21 protein-coding genes and 1 pseudogene are annotated in these 18,233 nt (G+C 33.4%); 6 read left to right on the top strand and 16 right to left on the bottom strand.

The features are described 5' to 3' along the window. Positions 1-37: 37 nt before the first annotated feature. The 3 genes from QA612_RS21430 to QA612_RS21420 all read right to left on the bottom strand — a co-directional run bounded on the left by QA612_RS21430 (position 38) and on the right by QA612_RS21420 (position 2,868). Positions 38-634, bottom strand: a complete 597-nt coding sequence (locus tag QA612_RS21430; RefSeq protein WP_278285880.1) for a DUF6944 family repetitive protein — start codon at positions 632-634, stop codon at positions 38-40. 369 nt (positions 635-1,003) lie between these two features. Next, positions 1,004-1,612, bottom strand: a complete 609-nt coding sequence (locus tag QA612_RS21425) for a guanylate kinase (protein WP_278285879.1) — start codon at positions 1,610-1,612, stop codon at positions 1,004-1,006. Between the two features lie 284 nt (positions 1,613-1,896). Then, the gene (locus QA612_RS21420) at positions 1,897-2,868 is read right to left on the bottom strand and encodes a DUF6612 family protein (RefSeq protein WP_278285878.1); all 972 of its coding nucleotides are present in this window, start codon (positions 2,866-2,868) and stop codon (positions 1,897-1,899) included. A 268-nt stretch (positions 2,869-3,136) separates the two neighbouring features. Here QA612_RS21420 and QA612_RS21415 point away from each other — a divergent pair, with 268 nt between their 5' ends. Then, positions 3,137-4,108, top strand: a complete 972-nt coding sequence (locus tag QA612_RS21415; protein WP_278285877.1) for an aldo/keto reductase — start codon at positions 3,137-3,139, stop codon at positions 4,106-4,108. Between the two features lie 117 nt (positions 4,109-4,225). Here the strand turns inward: QA612_RS21415 and QA612_RS21410 are convergent, their stop codons facing one another. From QA612_RS21410 to QA612_RS21370, 9 genes are all read right to left on the bottom strand, one after another. Next, positions 4,226-5,899: a ribonuclease J gene (locus QA612_RS21410; protein ID WP_278285876.1), complete on the bottom strand. Its 1,674-nt coding sequence runs from the start codon at positions 5,897-5,899 to the stop codon at positions 4,226-4,228. A gap of 399 nt (positions 5,900-6,298) precedes the next feature. Beyond that, positions 6,299-6,685 (bottom strand): VOC family protein, encoded by a 387-nt coding sequence (locus QA612_RS21405; protein WP_278285875.1) that lies wholly within the window; start codon positions 6,683-6,685, stop codon positions 6,299-6,301. A gap of 148 nt (positions 6,686-6,833) precedes the next feature. Further along, positions 6,834-7,664 carry a MerR family transcriptional regulator gene (locus QA612_RS21400; RefSeq protein ID WP_278285874.1) on the bottom strand — a complete coding sequence of 277 codons (831 nt, stop codon included), beginning with the start codon at positions 7,662-7,664 and terminating at the stop codon, positions 6,834-6,836. A 394-nt stretch (positions 7,665-8,058) separates the two neighbouring features. After that, positions 8,059-8,253 carry a hypothetical protein gene (locus QA612_RS21395; protein ID WP_278285873.1) on the bottom strand — a complete coding sequence of 65 codons (195 nt, stop codon included), beginning with the start codon at positions 8,251-8,253 and terminating at the stop codon, positions 8,059-8,061. Positions 8,254-8,578: 325 nt separating this feature from the next. Beyond that, positions 8,579-9,394 carry a hypothetical protein gene (locus QA612_RS21390; RefSeq protein WP_278285872.1) on the bottom strand — a complete coding sequence of 272 codons (816 nt, stop codon included), beginning with the start codon at positions 9,392-9,394 and terminating at the stop codon, positions 8,579-8,581. 204 nt (positions 9,395-9,598) lie between these two features. Next, on the bottom strand, positions 9,599-11,026 hold the full coding sequence (locus tag QA612_RS21385; protein ID WP_278285871.1) for an NAD-dependent succinate-semialdehyde dehydrogenase: 1,428 nt from the start codon (positions 11,024-11,026) through the stop codon (positions 9,599-9,601). 148 nt (positions 11,027-11,174) lie between these two features. Further along, the gene (locus QA612_RS21380) at positions 11,175-11,456 is read right to left on the bottom strand and encodes a hypothetical protein (protein ID WP_278285870.1); all 282 of its coding nucleotides are present in this window, start codon (positions 11,454-11,456) and stop codon (positions 11,175-11,177) included. A 3-nt stretch (positions 11,457-11,459) separates the two neighbouring features. Further along, positions 11,460-11,891 carry a cytidine deaminase gene (locus QA612_RS21375; RefSeq protein ID WP_278285869.1) on the bottom strand — a complete coding sequence of 144 codons (432 nt, stop codon included), beginning with the start codon at positions 11,889-11,891 and terminating at the stop codon, positions 11,460-11,462. Positions 11,892-11,918: 27 nt separating this feature from the next. Continuing rightward, positions 11,919-12,239, bottom strand: a complete 321-nt coding sequence (locus QA612_RS21370) for a YrdB family protein (protein ID WP_278285902.1) — start codon at positions 12,237-12,239, stop codon at positions 11,919-11,921. Positions 12,240-12,460: 221 nt separating this feature from the next. Between QA612_RS21370 and QA612_RS21365 the strand changes: the two genes are divergently transcribed. Together QA612_RS21365 and QA612_RS21360 are read left to right on the top strand one after the other, a co-directional pair. Continuing rightward, positions 12,461-12,799, top strand: coding sequence for a PadR family transcriptional regulator (locus QA612_RS21365; protein ID WP_278285868.1), 339 nt, complete (start codon positions 12,461-12,463; stop codon positions 12,797-12,799). Continuing rightward, on the top strand, positions 12,786-13,439 hold the full coding sequence (locus QA612_RS21360; RefSeq protein ID WP_278285867.1) for a hypothetical protein: 654 nt from the start codon (positions 12,786-12,788) through the stop codon (positions 13,437-13,439). Before QA612_RS21365 ends, QA612_RS21360 begins: the two co-directional genes overlap by 14 nt. 30 nt (positions 13,440-13,469) lie before the next feature. Here QA612_RS21360 and QA612_RS21355 read toward each other — a convergent pair whose 3' ends face one another. Further along, positions 13,470-13,769, bottom strand: coding sequence for a TIGR04104 family putative zinc finger protein (locus QA612_RS21355; protein ID WP_278285866.1), 300 nt, complete (start codon positions 13,767-13,769; stop codon positions 13,470-13,472). 257 nt (positions 13,770-14,026) lie between these two features. Between QA612_RS21355 and QA612_RS21350 the strand changes: the two are divergent. Next, a pseudogene (locus QA612_RS21350) lies at positions 14,027-14,223 on the top strand (IS1595 family transposase); the annotation flags it as partial. 34 nt (positions 14,224-14,257) lie between these two features. Here the strand turns inward: QA612_RS21350 and QA612_RS21345 are convergent. Further along, entirely contained in the window at positions 14,258-14,443 is a 186-nt protein-coding gene (locus tag QA612_RS21345; protein ID WP_278285865.1) for a hypothetical protein, read from the bottom strand. A gap of 187 nt (positions 14,444-14,630) precedes the next feature. Between QA612_RS21345 and QA612_RS21340 the strand changes: the two genes are divergently transcribed. Then, a complete protein-coding gene (locus tag QA612_RS21340; RefSeq protein WP_278285864.1) occupies positions 14,631-15,170 on the top strand; it encodes a hypothetical protein in 540 nt (179 codons plus the stop codon). A gap of 311 nt (positions 15,171-15,481) precedes the next feature. Here the strand turns inward: QA612_RS21340 and QA612_RS21335 are convergent, their stop codons facing one another. Together QA612_RS21335 and QA612_RS21330 are read right to left on the bottom strand one after the other, a co-directional pair. Beyond that, entirely contained in the window at positions 15,482-15,682 is a 201-nt protein-coding gene (locus QA612_RS21335; protein WP_278285863.1) for a cold-shock protein, read from the bottom strand. Between the two features lie 400 nt (positions 15,683-16,082). Further along, complete coding sequence (locus tag QA612_RS21330) at positions 16,083-17,099, bottom strand: aldo/keto reductase (RefSeq protein WP_278285862.1); 1,017 nt, start codon at positions 17,097-17,099, stop codon at positions 16,083-16,085. Between the two features lie 353 nt (positions 17,100-17,452). Between QA612_RS21330 and QA612_RS21325 the strand changes: the two genes are divergently transcribed. After that, complete coding sequence (locus QA612_RS21325) at positions 17,453-17,944, top strand: flavodoxin domain-containing protein (RefSeq protein ID WP_278285861.1); 492 nt, start codon at positions 17,453-17,455, stop codon at positions 17,942-17,944. The last annotated feature ends 289 nt before the right edge of the window (positions 17,945-18,233 follow it).

Below are 18,233 nucleotides of genomic sequence, written 5' to 3'. Positions count from 1 at the left end.
ATATTAAAAAACAGTTGTGACTTTATAATTATGCATTTTAAGTAGACTCATGAAATTGTTCTGTTACTCCTATTGCTTGTAATGACGTACCGATTGATTGTAACCAACTTCCTATAACGGCTAATTGTAATGCAGTTTTTTCATCAGATGTTAATTGTTTTAGGACACCAATTGCTTCAATTAATGCACCTAGTGATTGTATGATTCCTCCAATCACCCTTTTTGAATGATCTCTTTCTAATGCTTCTAAATAAGCACCTATTGATTGTAATCCGTTTCCGATTAAAGCAACTTGTCTATTCTGAATATCATCTAAAGTTTTTACATCAACTTCTTTTACCTTAAGACGATATAGAATTTCTTTTCTAAATTCATCTGGAATTTCTCTTGCAGCTACTACTGAAACGGAGCTGGCACCTACTGAAATTAACCAATTTCCAACTTCAGCTCGTGGGTTGTCCTCTAAAGTGGCTTGTAATCCAGACCCTACTCCTTGTGTCCCTTTACCAACAGACCATAAAATTTGTCCAATATAACGATTTCCAATTAATTGATTGGTCTGACCAATAGCTCCTACAGTTGATCCTATCGCAGCTGTCCAATTACTAACTACTTCGGGGTATTTCGTAGTCATAACAACCCCCACCTTATTACATATAAATTAAACCTCTAATTATACATATATTCGTTAAGGAAAGCACCGGTTTGTATATATGACTATTTTCTAGTTTCTTTAAGTTGTTTATCATATAAATACGTGTTATGTATCATCTAATACTTCCAATTAATTTTCATTAGGCTCATAGTACATTCTCTCTCGAAGGCAGGTTTATTACCTAACGTTGCATACTTTACTTGATTAATATCTTCATTCCCCTTTACTTAGTAGGTATAAATTATTGTTCGTTATCAAATGTTAAAATAATATGTAAACTATTTGTTCATAATAAAACCTTGAGGAGTTACCTCAAGGTTTTAACTTAAAATTATTTGGCAAAATAAATTATAATTTTTCTTTCTCCACTCTCTTTTCTTCTAGCTTTTGTCTAAAATAATCCTCAATCGTATTTGTAACTTCATATGCTATATGATCGATTTTATAATTTTCAAAGGCATGCTCACATTTTTCTTTGTATTCCATATCCTCATCATAGTGAGCTAGATGTTGCTCAATAACTTTGGGGTCATCTCCCCGTTCCTTCTGTCTATCTGCTACTGTATTTCTATCTGCGTAAACAAAGAAACGAACAACCTTATCTCCATAAAGAGATTTTAATATTTCTGCACCTTCCGTATTTAATACGAGATAAATACAACCATGATTATCAAATGTCTCCATTATATCCTTTTCTTTAATACCGTATAAATTCCCAAAAATCTCAACTGTTTCAAGAAATTCTCCTCTATTTTTTGCAGTTTCAAATTCCTTTCTTGAAACGTAATGATAATCTTCACCAGGTGTTTCATAATGTCGCTGCTCACGAGTTGTATAGGAAATGATCCCTTTCATGTGTAACGTGCTTTGACCTACTAATTTTGCTACAGTTTTTCTACCAGATCCATCTGGACCAGTAAATACAAAAATCATCTCTTTTTCTTTTAAGTTATACATGCATTCTCACTCCCTATATTTTTAAATGATAAATGGTATGTATTTTTCCTAAGGTTGAAGGAAAATTAGTACCAATAGTAATGTTTATTTTTAAAATCTTATAATCAATTACTTTTATACTTCACCTCCAAAAGATAAGACATTGTCTTTTTTATATTGTTCTATAACAAAGTACCATATTCCTTCTTTTCTGAAACAAAATTCTTAATTTTCTAATTTGTAAGCGGTTAAGTATAAAAAAGAACCCCAGAACTTCATTGATGAACTGAGGGTTCTTCAAATCTTTATTGTAAATCACCAAACATAGACACTGCCTGGTCCACCACTTCATCTGGTACAACAATATCATCTACTTCATTAAAATTACTATACGTATAATTCGCAATGTAATACGTTTCCATCTCTCCCATATAATCAGATTTTAAATCTAACTCAAGGGTGTAGCTCAGTAAATGATAAGTCTCTTTATCTATTAATATCTCGAACATTCCTCTACCCTCTATATTTTCGTACACACTAAATATATAATCAATTTCCATATCAACTATTGCTGATCCAGTTAAAAAGGAGAATAAATCGTCATCTTCACTAGCATATGTGAGTTTATAGTGATCTCCAGAGTCAATGACCTCAAATGTTGAACTCATTTCAATGTATTCATCAAGTTGCGAGGAGTCCATTACATTAAACATATCATAAATTTCAAAGAGATCGTTGTCTGTAGGCATTGTATACCAAAGATCATCAATGTCATCATAAACATATACATGACCATCTACTAAATACATATCAATATCATACTCTTCATAATCAGACTTAGTACTTGTTTGTGTAAACATCATAGGTTTTTCAGACAAAATCATTTCCATTAATATAGTGATTTCTTCCCGCATGTTATAATCTTCTGCTTCTGTAGTCACAATAAATTTTCCTTCTGTTACATAACTAAATACATCTGACATCGCTGCTGCAGATTTTTGTAAGATGGATTCTGCGTCTCCTCCTGCAACTTCAATATCTACTTCCTCCTCATTATTTTCATTGTTCTCCATTTCGGCTTCAATTTCCTCTAATACATTTTTTTCATCTTCGATTTGATTATTGTTTAAATTATCATTAGATTCATTATTATTCTCATTCTGTTCAAGATTATTTTCGTTTTCATTCTCATTTACTTCATTGGTTGAACTATTCTCACTACAAGCAACTAAAATGGCTAAAAATAAAGAAAAGGTAAAAAACATAAACTTTTTCATGATGACACCGCCCTTTTAAAGTCATAAATGGCATACCTGTATTGTTAACATTTACAACATACCATAAGGGAAGTTTCATGTATGTTATCCTCAAGTATAATATTATTGAGGATAGTTCTTTACTCCTAAGGCCATTATTTACTTTCATCATGTTTCATTTGTATTAATAAAAAATAATACAAAAGCTATGTTATAATTAGTTTTACGAAATAACTAACCAAGAAGATTTACATAGATAAAGTGATTACTAACTAAAAGGAGGAGAAAAATGGAGTATAATGTTATTGGTAAAACTGGTATTCAAGTTTCTAGTCTTTGTTTTGGAACAATGTCTTTTGGTGGTGTTGCTGATGAAGAAACATCAATTGCAATGTTTAATCGATGTCGTGAGGTAGGAATTAATTTCTTTGATACTGCAAACGTTTACAGTAAAGGGAAATCAGAAGAAATTTTAGGGAAATGTATGCAAGGTATACGAGATGAGTTGGTATTAACAACGAAGGTTCACGGAAAAATGGGGAATGATGTAAACGATAGAGGGTTATCTCGTAGACATATTATGCACGAAGTGGAAAATAGTTTGCAACGTCTTGGAACAGATCGAATTGAATTTTATTTTGTTCATCAATTTGATAGCTTAACAGCTATAGAAGAAACGCTTCGCGCAATGGATGACCTTCAAAAACAAGGTAAAATTTTATACCCAGCAGTTAGCAACTGGGCTGCGTGGCAAATAGCTAAAGCATTAGGTATTTCAGAAAGAGAAAGTCTCGCCCGTTTTGAATTGATTCAACCTATGTACAACCTTGTAAAAAGACAAGCAGAAGTAGAAATCCTCCCATTAGCAGAATCTGAAAATATGGGAGTTATACCATATAGTCCATTAGGAGGAGGTCTACTTACTGGTAAATATAGCGGACCTTCTAAACCAAATGAAGGAAGATTAGTAGAACAGGAAAACTATAGTAAGCGGTACGAAGAAAAGATATACTTTGAAACTGCAGATCGCTTTTCAAAATATGCAAAAGACCACGGCTACCATCCAGCGACTTTAGCTGTTGCTTGGGTAAAGTCTCATCCAGCAATTACAGCACCAATCATCGGCAGTCGGAATCTGGAACAACTAGAACCTTCCTTAGCAGCTCTCGATATTAAGATGGATGAAGAATGGAGACAAACAATATCTGCCTTATCTGTTGCACCACCACCGGCAACAGATCGTAGTGAAGTAACAAATTAAGTATTTTAAACAGCCAAACAAATCTTATTTGATTTTTTTGGCTGTTGTTTTATTTTACTGTTTTATTGTTTTTTACTTTAGTTAATCTGTTCAATGTGTCCTTTTAGGTTTTTTTACTTATACCTCGATAATTATAGGTAATATCATTGGTTTCTTTTTCGTATGTGTAAATAAATATTGGCCTACAGATCTTTTTACATGTTGTTTAATAATACCCCATTCATTTTTATCTCGATCGTCTAGTTCATTTACTGATTTCGTAATTAGTTTATTTACATCATTTAATAATTCTTCTGCATTTTTCACAAAAACAAATCCACGAGAAATAGTGTCTGGGTTAGTGACAAGCTTCTTCTCATGTTTGCTCATCGTTAATACAATAACTAGCATTCCGTCCTCAGAAAGTTGCTTCCGGTCTCGTAGTACAATTTCACCAGTATCTCCTACACCAATTCCATCTACATACGTATTTCCAGCAGGAACTCTTCTTGTTTGTCGTGCTTCACGATTTTTAATTTCGACTACATCACCATTTTTAATAATAAAGGAATTTCCCTTTTTGAGACCTACAGATTCTGCTAATTGACGGTGATGATGAAGCATGCGGTATTCACCATGTATAGGAATAAAATAAGTAGGATTCATTAACGTAAGCATTAGTTTTAAATCTTCTTGGTAACCGTGTCCAGAAACATGCATTCCTGAAGAACTGCCGGATCCATAAATTACTTTAGCACCAATAGTAAATAAATTGTCAACAATTCGTGTCACAGCTTTCTCGTTTCCAGGTATTGGACCTGCTGCTAAGATTACTGTGTCACCAGCTAAAACCTCTACACCTCTAAAATTACCAGTAGATAATCGAGATAATGCCGCAAGGGGCTCCCCTTGACTTCCTGTACATAAAATACATATTTTTTCCGGTGGAAGACTATTGATTTCATTTTGATCAATCATCATTCCATCAGGTACATCTAAATATCCACGTTCTATGGCTACTTCTACAACATTTACCATACTTCGTCCAAGTAATGCCAGCTTGCGGTTTGTTTTCGTTGCAGCATCAATCGCTTGTTGAAGTCGACTTACATTAGATGCAAAAGTAGAAAGTATTACCTTTCCTTCAGCCTTCAGAAATGCTTCGTCCACATGCTCTCCTACCATTTGCTCAGATGGGGTGGAGCCTCTTCGTTCGGCATTTGTACTTTCAGATAAAAGAAGTAAGACACCTTCTTTACCTATTTCAGCCATCTTATGAATTTCTGAATGCTCTTTTTTTGCAGGGGTATAATCAAATTTAAAGTCACCAGTATGTACGATATTTCCTTCTGGAGTGCGAAATACAATACCTAAGCAATCAGGAATACTATGAGTTACTTTAAAAAACTCTACATTAAAACCATTAAAAGAGATAGTTGAACTAGAATCGATTTCCACTAGTTTTGTTTCCCTTAATATTTTATGCTCTTTTAACTTTAACTCAATAAGTCCAAGTGTGAATCTAGTTGCATAAACAGGTATTTTTAATTTTTTTAATAAAAACGGGATACCTCCGATGTGATCTTCATGTCCATGTGTAACAATAAGGCCTTTTACCTTATCTTTATTTTCTATCAAAAAGGAAATATCAGGAATGATTAAGTCTATTCCTAATAAGCTCTCATCAGGAAATTTGTTCCCGCAATCAATAATAATAATTTCATCTTCATATTGTATTGCATACATGTTTTTACCAATTTCATTTAAGCCACCTAAGGCAAATACAGCTAGTGTTTGATCTAATGTACTCATTTTTCTCCCTCCAGTTTCCAAAATTATTATTCAAAGTATGCCCAATTCTTTATCTAATATCATGTTAATATTTCATTTTGTATCTGTTTGTATTGGAAAACTGTTGTAAAATTGATACATATGTTAATTTTTGTATAATGGAGATTATATTTTCAGTGGAGAATGTAATATTATAAATAACTTTATATAATTTTATATATTGGTTATCTTGAGCTATAGAGGTTAATAGGAGTTTTATAGGAAGAATTTATCATCACATATTCTTTGAAAATAATTGCAGCGAAGAAAGAAGTACATACAAAATAAAGGTTCCTACCGATGTGCTTTTAAGGTGTGGCAGGAACCTCGAACGATCATTTACATTGCTCTATGAAAATTTTAAAATTTCTTTTAAAATGCTTATTTACCTGTTTCTAGAAACTCAATTCTTTCTCGATCAGGTCCATAAATGAAAATATTTTTAGCTCCATTAGGTAATGTGTTAATATTCTCATCAACAAATGCTGCGTTTATTTCTTTTAAACGTTCCACTTCTTCCTCGATATTGTCAACTGTAAAGCAGATATGATGTACCCTTCCCTCTTCAGGAAATGATGACACTTTCCTTGCAACTAATTCTACAACCGTTTCTTTTGCATTAGGGAAACCTAAAAAATAAAGCTTTGTTCCATTGTCTAATTCCATACTACTGATTACTTCTAGACCTACAACATCACGATAAAAAGCAATAGAAGCTTCTAAATCTGTAACCATTACTCCAACATGTTCAATTTTTGTAACTGCCATTATTAGCACATCCTTCAGTTAAAATATATTTTAATTATTTCTATTAAAATTTTATATGAAAGGGCTTCGTTTGTAAAAAGGTTTCTTGTATTACAATACAAAAACAAAAATATTAGGAAATAATCTATTCCGACATAAAATACACACATTATTTACTAAATAAGACAAACTCTCCAATTGATTTATTCGTGTCTATGAAGCTTGCTATTAGTATTAAAATTCCCAAAAAAGACATAAACAGTCCTAGCGTTATATTACCGATAACCAAAAAATAATCTTCTCCCCATTCAAGGTACCTTTGTGCAAAGTAAAAACCTTCTACGCACATTCGTGCAGTTAATACGTAAGTTAATATGAAAACGATAAACTGAACAAGCCGTTCTAATGGTTTAATTTCCATGAGTAAAATGCCTTCATTCCTTGCTTTTTTCTTTCGTTTTTGTTGATAACTCATAAGCCATACACAAGCAATGCCTTGAACGCTTAGTAATGTAAGAAATGATCCCGAAGAATAGCTTATTGAATTGATATTTGAAAAAAAATATATATAAATTCCTATAAATGCGACCAAATTAATTAGACCAAAAAGTAAATTATTATGTCGGATGTACATATATTCTTTTGTTTTTTCTTTCAATAATAGCTTCTCAACATCAAAGGATTCAACAGTGTTACCTTCTAACATTATTTCTAATACTTGTTTAACAGCGTACGTTTGTTTTAGTTTTACTTCATTTTCTTTTAATTTTTCCATTATGATCTCTTCATGATTTTCTTCAGAAAATACCCTTTTAATTTCATCTACAGAAAAACCTAAAAGTCGGAGCTGCTTCACTTTAAGTAAAATATCAATTGTTTCGTTACTGTACTCCTTGTAGCGATTTTCCTTTCTAGATGTTTGAATAAGTCCAGCCTCTTCATAATATCGAATGGCCTTTTTTGTCAAACCGGTTCTTTTTTCTACATCTTTAATTTGCATTTACCACCCCTCCTTGACCTCATTTATACTACGTACCCTAAGGGAACGGTCAAGAATTAAAGGACATTAGGAACTAGTCTTCATTAATTAGTCTAACTAAAGCACTAGAGACACCAAAGGTTGCTTGTTTGATTTTAATATAAGGGATGCTCCATCAAAATCTCAGATTTAATCGGAGAGGTTTACACCGAAAATAACAAATGATTTCTTCCATTAATGGGTTGGTCAATAAATCTCACCTCATTTATTCAACGAAAAATTCAGCTGCTAGGACGATGGAAATATTTGTCCCTTCTCCCTCAAAATCTTTTATCACCCGATAATGTCCTGGCGTTAAAGAACCAATATAAACTAATTCTTGTGGAACAGTACGCCATATATCATCTAATTTTTTCTAAATCTTATAATGATGCCCGAAAAATAACGAGGATGGTCCTGCATTCTCTACCTTTAGCGTTGCTTCATTGGATGAGTATGACTCCTGGTCAGTCTTCATCGCAGCATTAATCTCTTGTTGTGGAAGGTAGAAAAGGCTCAATCTAGTATCTTCCACTTCCCCTGCATCATTAATAATCTCAGCACTAGTCATAAGAACAACCTACATGTATATCTTACTAAAAGAACAAATGTTTTGCTACGCAAAAAGGCGATTCATCCCCCACTTACTCATTGGGCTTCGCCATGGTTTTGGACCTCTGTTGTAGTTTTAATAATTACAACTCTCGGAAGTTAATATTGGTTTTTATAAAGAAATCTTTTTCGCTATCGGGTTAGCGTTAGTTCAACAAAAAAAAAACAACAAAATTAAAGGCAGGAAGAACTGTACTTCCTGCCTTTACGCCATGCAAATTATACTGTGATTTTGGGTATGAAAGTTGTGTAATTTAGCATGTTAATTTGATTATGTTTTGTTTTTAATCTAATGGCTGAGAATCTATGATTTCTGTATAATAAAATTTCAATTCTCCGTCCTGACGCGTTAGAGTATGATGGGCAATTGCTATACTATCATAAGCTTCCCAATCCTCATGTACATAATGGAAAATATTTTCTTGATGAACTTCTACAATTACTTCCTCGTCTGAAAACTCAAGAATCTCAAGCTCTAATATATTATACTCAATGTCAAACAAGTTAAATTGTTCTTCTATCGTATTAGTAAAATCTTCTGTTACCTCTGCTAGTGTGCCCATATATTTTTCAACATCTTTTTCATGAGCTGCTTCGATATTCAAATGTATTAACTCTTCAACCTCTTCAATTAATGTCAGTGGTAAAGATTCTAAAATAGTTTCATTAGAGATTGTTAAATTGTTATTTTCATTTAGTTCAAATACATACTCAATCGTAACAAGACTATCTACCACATCTATATCTTCAGAAACATTATCAAAAAGTTCCTTTTGTACAACAACTACAGTAACAGCATCCTCCGTAACTTCCACTATTTCAATAGATTCAACGTCATAAGAAAAATCATAACTTTCAAACTCTGCTTCAAGCTCTTCACTTACCTTGGAGTCATTCGTACGATTTGCTAAATAACCATTAACATTATTACTAGAGATATACTCATTGTTAATATGTATTAATTCCGATACGTTAGTTTGAATTTGAGACTCTGACACCTCAGTAAAATCTTCAAATTCTACTTCAACGTGTTCAAATGTTTCTGTTCCACATGCTGTTACAAATCCTAATGTTAAGATAACTAATAATAACTTTTTCATTTTTTGCGCCTCCTGTTTTTCATGTTGTTTTTTGATTTAAAAGACTAAATAATCTTATCACAAAAGCTTTCATTCCTGTACATATTTTTAATAGTGTTGTAGTTTTATATAAAAAAGAACCATAAAGCATCATATCTCAAAAATGATTAGATGCTTTATGATCTCGTTAATCACTAGTTATATTGCCATAGCATAAAAGAGGTACTATTTTAAACTGATTGATAAAAACTTAGTTTCTAAGAAAGCTTCAATTCCTTCCATTCCACCTTCACGTCCCATTCCGCTTTCCTTCATGCCACCAAATGGAGCTTGAGCAACTGCTGGCACACCATCATTCCATCCAACAATACCATATTCTAGTCCTTCTGCAATCTTTGTTCCTCTTGAATAATTCTCAGTAAAGAAATATGCTGCTAAACCGAAACGAGTATCATTCGCTTTCGCAACTACCTCAGAATCTGTTTTAAACGTCTGAATTGGTGCCACGGGACCGAAAGTTTCCTCCTGCATGACAACCATGTCATCCGTAACATTAGTTAGAATGGTAGGATGAAAGAAATACGAATCATTATTAGCCACTCCATTACCACCGATAACTACATTAGCTCCCTTTGCAACTGCATCTTCCACATGACGTTGTACTTTTTCATAGGATTTCTTTTCAATTAATGGACCGATGTCTACACCTTCTTCAAGTCCATTTCCAACCTTTAATCCTTTCACCTTTACCTCTAATTTTTTCATAAACGATTCAAGGATCCCCTCTTGTACATAAATGCGGTTACCACAAACACAAGTTTGACCAGCATTTCGAAACTTCGAAGCAATGACACCTTCAACGGCAAGATCAAGGTCTGCATCATCACATACAATCATGGGTGCATGCCCCCCTAATTCTAGAGATAGATTGTGAACCTTATTTGCACTTTGCTGTATGAGAAGCTTACCTACCTCAGTTGAACCAGTAAATGTGAGCTTTCTTACTTTATCACTAGTAGTCATCACCCTACCAATACTAGGTGCATCACCCATCACAAGGTTAACAACCCCTTTTGGAAAACCAGCCTCTTCACACAATTCAAATAGCTTTATGGCCGTAAACGGTGTTAATTCTGCTGGCTTTGCAACAAACGTACAGCCTGCTGCAAGAGCAGGAGCCATTTTACGTGCAATCATAGCAGCAGGGAAGTTCCATGGAGTAATGGAAGCAACAACACCAACTGGTTGCTTCATAATTTGGATACGTTTATTTGGTGCTGAAGCTGGAATAGTTCGTCCATAAATCCTCTTTGCCTCCTCAGCATACCAAGCGATAAACGAAGCGGAATAGGCAATTTCCCCTTTAGCCTCGGCCAATGGTTTCCCCATTTCCTTTGTTAATATCTCAGCAATCTCATCCTTATTTTCAAGAATTAAATCATGCCACTTCATTAAATAAGATGCACGATCTTGTGCAGGTAGTAAAGACCAATCTTTAAAGGCATCATGTGCTGCATCAATTGCTAACTTCGTTTCCTTTTCCCCTGCTTTTGGTATGCTTCCTACTTTTTCACCAGTTGCAGGATCAAAAACGTCCATTGTTTCTATGTAATCACCTGTCCATTCTCCATTAATAAAAAGCTGTCCTTTCATTATAAAGCCTCCCCTTCTAAAGTGATGATTTCATATAACTCATACTAGGATGATATCATGTATAAACTGATTTTTGCATTAATTCAAACTTTTCCAATACTCCCACATCTGTAGGAGATTGACCTTCTCGTTCGGAAATTTCTGTAAATTAGTTAAATAATAATGTGACTAGTACAATAAAAAGTCCAATAACACTACCAACTTGAAATGAAATTGGTTTACCTTGTTTTTTCATGTCTGTTATTACTAATATCTTTCCCATAAATATCAATAAGAAAGGCAATCCTATGACAAATTTACTTAAGGAAGAATTTAAATGATTATCTAAAGCGATTACTAGAAAAATAACAGTTAACAGAAAAATTGTTGCAATTAAATACAAAATCCATGCTATATTACTAGGTTTTGTCCTACCTCTTTTCACTTCCATCTCTTATTTAACCTCATTCCCGTACTTTTCTGGGATTAAATCCATTACATTGCATTTTACTACTTCACCCTTATATGGAATAATTACCTCGGTTTTTTCACCATAATCACTTATTAATTCTCGACACATCCCACATGGGGCAACGCCCCAACAATTCTCAATGTTTTCATGGGGATGAGGGTGAGCAACAGCAACAATCGTTTCAAATTCCCTTTCTCCTTCTGAAATAGCTTTCCCAAGAGCCATTGCCTCTCCGCAAACCGCTATTCTGCCAACATTGGCTTCAAGGTGTACTGCTGAGTATGTGGTCCCAGAATTTGTCCTTACTGCTGCACCAATATGATGACGTCCATACTTGTAATTTCGCTTAATGACATTCTCTGCTGCTTTAATTAATTCATCGTCTTTCATAGATAGCTTTTTTGTTCTTAACATCTCTTCTCCTCCAAATATGTAATATATTTATTGGTTCCAAATAAACATTAATATTTTGTTAATTACAGTAATTAATCCATAAAGTACGGCAATTTTGATTTTCCCTAAAAACATTAAGAGGACAATAGGTAAACCAAATATAATAATTTCAAACAATAAACGGAAACCTGGTGTTAATTGAATTGGGGCTTTTGGAGAACCGAGGACTCCCCATATTATTGCTACTAAAGCTGGAATTCCAATTGCTAAAGTAATTTTAGTAATAGGAGTAGAAGCTGCTTGATATCCCCAATAACCATAGATAAACAGGCCACATAATTCTAATAAAAACCTTAATCCAATATTCATCGACTGCAATTTGGACACCACTCTTACTTATTAGTTTAATAATATACGATTAATAGATAATAAAGTTTCAATTTTTACCATGAATGAACAAATTTATATTAAAACTCTAAATTACATTTCTTAAAAAAATCTTCCCCTTCACATATCTAAGTCTAATTTATATATATTTGATTGACATATATATATCAATCAAATACACTTTTATTATGAACAATAAAAAAATGGATTGGAACAATCAGTTGACGAAGGGTATGTTTGAATTAGCAATATTATTGTTAGTGAGTAAAAAGGCTATGTACGGATATGAAATTACAAAAGAATTGCAAAAAGTGAACGGACTTCAGCTTGCTAATGGATCGATATACCCTATTTTAAGAAGATTAACGATGAATGGTTGGATTGAATCGTATCAGGAAGATCACGGTGGAAGGAGTAGGAAATATTATTTTACAACTAAGGAAGGAAATCAAATTTTATCTGAACGATTCGAATTTATAGAACAGTTATTTTCATTTATTGTATCGCTAAAGGAGGGTAACGATAAAAATGAGAGAATTTGAAGATATGAAAGACTATATAGCTCTAATTGATGCGAAGCTTCGTTACTTTCCTTTAGAAGAAAAGAAGCAGCATATTAATGAAATAAAAGATGATATCGTAACGTTAAAAGAAGAAATTATAGCTGAAACAGGATGTAATGAAGAAGTAGCGGAAAAGAAAGCTATCGCGTCTTTTGTTCCAGCATCACAATTAGCAACGGAAATAATTGACCAATATAATAAGGAACAAGATGATATTGTAAGTAGTAGTAACTTTGGATTTAATATTTCATTTGTAGCAGTTACTTCTGGATTTGCACTGATGAGTTTACCAGTTCATTATGGTGAAATAACAGAAACAGTTGCAGGATCATTACTTGCTTACTCTATAAAATTTATTATCGGTTGTCTTTTTCTGTTTGGATATTTTCATTCCCGTTTAGATGCACAAAAGTTGAAGGTTCTCCGTCAATCAAGTTTAATCATGATCGTACTTTTAGCTTTTCCTTTGCTTGGTCTAATCCTTCAATATGTGAGATTTGAAACAATTACCATGTTTTCCTTATACTTTTTAGGGGGATATCTAGTTGCGTGGGCAATATTGTTTATTTTCCTAGTGAAATTATATAAAACAGCAAAAACTAAGGTAGCTATCTACTAAATTATTATTAAAATGAAAACAAATAGTAAACTACCACAATTGTTCTTCCTCATTAGATAAATCAGTTAAAATTGGGTTAATCCCAAACACTATTAAAGCAGTTCCTATAAATATACTTATGGCTATTATAGAAGAAATTTCAAATAAAACAGGAATAATTAGGGTAAAAGGAATGGCAATAATAGATAGTCCAGTTTTTTTACGTGATTTAGAAGTAAGGTATTGTTTTTTGTCACAATGAGGACATTTCATCCCAATGTCCATAGTAAATCCACTTTTAACTGTTTGTTTCCAAGTCCAATCTTGCTTACAATTTTTACATGTAGGCATGGTTATTCCCCTCCTAAATTACATTCTTATATTAATAATAGCTTGTTTTTAAACTATGGTTCCATTGATTTATAGTCCAGACGTTCCTATTTTGTTTGACAACAGGGTAATACTAGATAAACAAAATCTCTTTAGTATGGAGTGCGTGCCCGCAGTATAGAATTTACTGTGAATACAAACGAAGTAACGCAGAACAGAAGTGGCTCTTATGCCTGTGGTGAAAGCACCCTTCAAAAGCGGAGATCGAACTATATTTAAGTTATCCCAGACGATTAATGCAGTGGATGGACCGTTTTCATAGTGTTTCTACCAAATAATGGACAATTATCTTTACTGGTTCCGCTACCTTAACGAAACCAAATGATTGGCTCATGAAGAGAGAATTAAACAGTTAGTTCTAAGCGCTAGTCATAAATCCAATTGTTCTACCGTAGAGATGTTTAGAGTTGCATAAAAAAAGAGGACTTTTGAATGCCCACCGCTTTTCACTATGTGGAAAATATCAACCATAATACTACAAATAATAACACTAGGAGTAGCAATGAAAAGATTGCCGATTTCCTTTGAGATACCACTTTATTTTTAGTTTTCCCTGTCTTATTTTCAGTAAAAGTAGCATCTCGATTACCATCTATCATTGTTTTATGCCATTCACCATCATCCATCTTAGTCACCTCTTCTTTAACACCTTTGAAACTTTGGATAATTCTGTATAATATTATACCACATATCCCAAATCAATCCTTTTTATTAATAAAACAACATTCTTTCCGAATAGAGCTTATTTAATTAATCAATTATGAAACCAATACCATATACAATACGTAAGTAATATTAATTTCATAATTTGGAGGAAGGTGTATGAAAGCATATAAAGACGGAGTAAAGCTACTATGTTATTTAACCGGAGGATACGGCTTGGTTACAGTATTGTTTCTCTATAACGGATTTGTTGGATGGGCCTTTTATTCGGATTTGCAAGAAATGGAAGGTGTGGGAAATGTACCTTTTGCAATAGGAGTCAGCTTAGTTTTTATTTGGCTTTTATTTGGGGCAGTTTATCTATTCAATAAGAATTTTAATATAAAATCGAAGAATATAAATGATAAAGTAAAAGATCTAGTTGCTGTTACTATTGAAAAAGGTTCGTTATCATCATCAACTGAAACCCAGCCTTCTCCTTATCAATTTAACAACTTAAGTATGAAAAATCTGTTATATATGCTAGGAACATTTATTTTTGGTGGTTTAATGCTCGCATCCTTCATAGATGCAAATCATTACTTGGAAAAATATTCACTGTATACATTATGGGAGTTTCGCATTTGTATCCTATTATTTACTGGTATTTATTTTGTTATTGTTTATTTATTTCACCAAAAAGATAGCAATAATTCTTAATACTTATTTTAGTACATTAATTTCCATTCAGATTAATTAGGTTTTTTTGTCGAAACATGTTATGATTAATATCTACCATTAATACTGTATCAAATTTCTTCTTGGCTGACTATATTGCTCAATCCTTAAACAGGATATGGCATTATATAGTCAGCTTTTTTTATGCTTTTTGAAATAACTTTCTGTTGGCATAGTATCAGACTGTTTTCGCATCATTTGCAATAATCTATTTTTACTTAGATCAACACGATGCTTGAATATATATTTATATAAATAAAAAAAAGACTCTAAAAAGAGTCTTTTTGTTTTAGTTAGGCTTTGTTTACGTTAGTAGCTTGAGGTCCACGTTGACCTTGCTCTACTTCAAAAGTAACTGCTTGACCTTCGTCTAAAGATTTAAAACCTTCGCCTTGGATAGCTGAGAAATGTACGAATACATCGTCTCCACCTTCTACTTCGATAAATCCGAAACCTTTTTCTGCGTTAAACCATTTTACTGTACCTTGTTGCATGTTTGTTTCCTCCTGTGTGGATCCATGTCCACGATTTATTACTATAGTTGCTCTTGAGATATCAAAGGCGAAAAGTATAAAACTTATGTTTCCCTTACATACCGAACAAATATAATTCTTATTTAGAATAACAGATCATTTATAAAAAAGCAACCTATTGAAGAAATAAAATTTAAACTCAGTACTTGTAATAAGAAAAGCGCAAGGCGCCCGCCTATCGGCGACAAGCAAATGTTCTGGCCGATAAAAAGTGCGATCTTACACTTTTAATCGGGTAGGTTATTTGACCTCGAGCCGATGGCGCCTGGAGCTAGACAACTTTCAAAGTGAAAATTTTATAAATTCTTACCTTTTTAAAAAATAAGCATAGGAAGATGTAAACTTCCCATGCTTTTAAACTCTACTCTCTAAATTTTCTTCGTTGACGAATAGCGTCTTCGTTGTATGGATAACTGACATATAATTTACTTGCCTTATTTAGACGTTCAACTTGTTCATCTGTTAAGGACCATCCTGCGGACCCTAAGTTTGCTTCAAGCTGCTCCATCGTTCGTGCACCAATAATAGGTGCAGTAACACCAGGTCGATGTAATACCCAATTGATTGCAGCTTGAGCTGGAGTTTTCCCTGCTTCTTCTGCAACAGCATACAATGTATCAAGAATTTCCCATGTAAAATCATTATTATGTTTTTCCCATGTTTCACTCCAGCCTTTTTCTGCTGCAACGGAGATACGTGAACCTTCTGGTGGCTTTACCATATCTTTTGTATATTTTCCACTTAACCAGCCACCTCGTAATGGACTCCATGGAATAACCCCAAGTCCTTCATTCAAACATACATCAATCAGTTCCCATTCAGTAGCACGACTAAGAAGATTATATTGGGGTTGCAGGCATACGAAAGATTCCCACCCCTTTTGTCGACTCATATCAATCGCCTTTTGCAGTTGCCACCCTTTAAAATTACTAGCACCAATATAGCGGACTAAACCTTCACGAACTAAGTCATTTAATGTACTTAATGTTTCTTCTAATGGCGTTCGCTGATCCCAAGCATGAACTTGATATAAGTCTATGTAGTCCGTACCTAGGCGACGTAAACTATCCTTAACACTAGACAAAATATGCTTTCTACTTGTACCAACATCATTCGGTCCTTCTCCCATTGGAAAACGTACTTTTGTAGCAACGACAAAGTCATCTCTTCGTTTATCCTGAAGCCATTTCCCAACAATTTCTTCGGAAGTCCCTAGTGAATAGACATTCGCTGTATCAATGAAATTTCCACCTTCTTCAACGAAGCGATCCAAAATATCAAAACTATCTTCTTCGTTTGTTTCACGACCGAGAGTCATAGTTCCAAGGCATAGCTCACTTACTCTTAAACCAGTCTTTCCTAAATAACGATAGTCCATGTACCTTCACTCCTTGTATATTATGTAATTTAAAAGGGTTTGTTGAAGAACATCCTAGAAATTCAGTAATGGCATAGATTGAAGATTATCTCTTAAGATGTAAGCCCTTTCTTATCTATAAGTATAGATACTATTATATACGATGAAAAGTACTGATTTTTTATTTATCTAGTAACGTTTAATTAAGTTACTAATGAATAGATAGTAGATTTTTATCAAATCTAAAAAATGCTAATGACACATAACTAAACTGTCATAAAATTTCCACAGTATGGTATGGACATATACTTATTAGAACGAAATAATGAAAATAAGTAAGGTCTTAAATTCTATAAGAATAGAGGTGGACTTTTATGAGAAATGTAATTGTTTATTGCACGTCACATGGAACAACAGAAAAAGCAGCTACAAAATTAGCTGACCTCCTACAGGGGGAAGTCAAGCTATTAAATTTAAAAGACTATGATGCTGTATTAGATTTGTCTGAGTTTGACACTGTCATTATCGGAGCCTCCATCCATATCGGAAATATTCAAAGAAAAATGAAGCAATTTATGAATGAAAATTACAATGATTTAGTTAAAAAACGACTAGGTTTATTTTTATGTTGCATGCGTGAAGGTGAAATAGCTGAACAACAGTTTGAGGATGCATTTCCTCAAGAATTAAGAGAAATATCTATTGATAATGCTTTGTTTGGTGGAGAGTTTCTCATTTCAAAGATGAATTTTTTTGAACGACTAATAGTAAAAAAAGTAAGTGGAACTACTGAGGATACATTTTCCTTAAATGAAAGAAGGATCGAAGAATTTGCAGATGCATTTAATACAATGAGAATTGCCTAAAAGGTCTATAGATAAGGAAAACATGAGGCGCCTAATTCTTAAGTAACGGCCACGTTCTGTGGAAAACGGTTAAATAATCGACGTCATGTTTCCTATTCACCAAACATAGTGTAGAATTTTTTACCATTTACCTTTTATAGTAGGCACCAAATTTCATCTTCAATTTGGTGCCTTTGTGCGCTTGGCAGCGTATCGATCTAACGGGTGAAAGTCCCTAACACGCCGAAGTGGCGGAAGTGTTTAGCTGACAGGTAGTGCATGTCTGTGAAGAAATGTGCGGAGGTCCTGT

The organism is Evansella sp. AB-P1 (assembly GCF_029688925.1).
Lineage (GTDB): Bacteria > Bacillota > Bacilli > Bacillales > Salisediminibacteriaceae > Evansella.
The sequence above is the reverse complement of the archived record's forward strand: the minus strand, read 5'-3'. Positions and strand labels throughout refer to the sequence as shown.